Below are 1,882 nucleotides of genomic sequence, written 5' to 3'. Positions count from 1 at the left end.
TCATCGAATATTTCACCGATGGGGTTGCCGACTTCTTTCGAGAGCTGCTTAATTATTTTCAACTTTTTCTTCGGATATATCCCAAACCGCTTGAACTGCTTCTTTTCTTCGTTGTTGAAAAACATATAGTACGGATTAGGGCTGTATCCTTTGCCAAGTTGAAACCGTAGTAGATTGGTGATTACTTCATATGGGGCATCCATTTCGACGATGTGACTGTACATTTGAAGCCCCATTCGCCACATAGTGAGTTCTTTATCTTCAAAAATCGCTTCAGCATGTTTGGATTGGAGAATTGCATTTAGATCTTCAAGAGTTCCTCTTGACTCAAGATATGGATCCCATCCCTTGTCTTCCATGCCCACGATTCTGAGTAACGATGCAAAGTATCTGACAATGTCATTACTTACCGGGTCGTCGGGCAAGAACAGGGGCTTGAGCGCGCTTGATAATATCGCTCCCTCGTAGCTTCTAACTCCTCGTCAGTCATTTCGATTTGCTATCGCCTAACGTTTGAGTTCACTTGCGTTCGCAAGGCGGCAGAGCCGGTTGGCGGACGTCAGGTGGAACGAAGGGTTAGGTATCGCTGGAGGCTCGCTTACGCTGCTCTTCGATGACTCTCTGCAGAATTTCAACTTGCCTGGGATCCGTGATGCTCCCACGCCTTGGAACCGCTACCCGATTCAGGAAGTCCGAGATATCATAGTCAGTGGCGATCATGCCGAACTGATCGTTTTCAACTGCCGCCGCCAGAATACGTTCAACTTCCTTGAGCGAGAAGTACGAGAAAGCTTCAAGCTTGCTGACGAGGTGATGCGTGTTGGCGAAGTTTACGGAGGTTGAAAGATCATCGATGAGTGCCTCCTTCGCGCGATCGAAGGGGAAAGCCACCCCATCGAAGTGCTCTTTCATGAAAGACGAGAGCGTGCGGTAGACGTGGAGCGAGGAGCTCTTGCGGGCTTGCCACTCCTCTTTCAGGAACGGGTGTGCGGCGTCCTCATTCAGCCTTGAGTAGAAGTCACCGTCCTCGCTGATGACGTGAAGAGCCTCCCCGTCTGGAACGGTCTGAAGCAACAGTGTCCAATTTATGGCGTCGCCGATCGAACCTGCCTTGCCAGGCGGGTTTCCAATAGTGAGCCGCATACTTGCGGTGGCGAAGACCTCCGGTGTTGTCGGGATTATTTCGGCGCGACCGAAGATGTCTGAGATAAGGCGGTCTGCAACCAAGCGCTTGGCAGCTATGTCGGCGTCCACCTTCTCTGAGATAGACTTGACGAGCGCCTCCAACTCGGAGCTACAGCGTCGAATGGTGTCGTATTCGTCGTAGGCCTTCATGAAAGATGGCAGCTGTGCAGCGCACTTGATCTCCTTGAAACGCTTCAATGCATCCTTGATCTTGTTCTCACGGTTGCGTTTGAACTCATCGCAAACCTGCTGAGTCAGATGTACCTTGGCGGCTCCATGCTGGTGTGATGCGAAAACGTTGTTAAGCGCATCCAGTTCATCGTTTGAGAAGTGGAAGAAGTTGAGGAGAATGTTGGTATCGATGAAGATGTGCATGGGCGATGCCTAACAATGTTTAGACAGACTGTATAATCCCGTTACGGCAGATTGTCCACTTCTGCCTAAACCGGCGGGCAAGCACCGATCACCAGCCCTAACCCATTGCAGCAGGACAAGTTCCGCTCCACTACCGCGCTGAGATTGTCGTCTTATGCAGTCTGTCTAACACCCCCGCGGCTCACCGGCGGGCGCGGAGCGACCGGAGGTTGTGCAGCGACTGTCCTGTGCAGCGCTGTTTCGAGGGACGCGAAGCGTCGTCCGAACACTATTTATGCAGCCTTCTACGAACTGGATCTGCCATTTTCTATCCGCTTCCCCC

At 51.6% G+C, this 1,882-nt stretch carries 2 protein-coding genes; both read right to left on the bottom strand.

The features are described from left to right. The coding region (locus ACOSYY_RS01185; protein ID WP_421660413.1) for a hypothetical protein at positions 1–359 on the bottom strand (359 nt) is incomplete at its 3' end. A gap of 217 nt (positions 360–576) precedes the next feature. Further along, positions 577–1,560 carry a PIN domain-containing protein gene (locus ACOSYY_RS01180; protein ID WP_421660412.1) on the bottom strand — a complete coding sequence of 328 codons (984 nt, stop codon included), beginning with the start codon at positions 1,558–1,560 and terminating at the stop codon, positions 577–579. Positions 1,561–1,882 lie beyond the last annotated feature (322 nt).

This window comes from Nitrospira sp. BLG_2 (genome assembly GCF_049222245.1).
The sequence above is the reverse complement of the archived record's forward strand: the minus strand, read 5'-3'. Positions and strand labels throughout refer to the sequence as shown.

Coding starts and splice junctions, on each gene's coding strand:
- ACOSYY_RS01180 (WP_421660412.1), bottom strand. CDS start 1,560: ATGCACATCTTCATCGATACCAACATTCTCCTCAACTTCTTCCACTTC.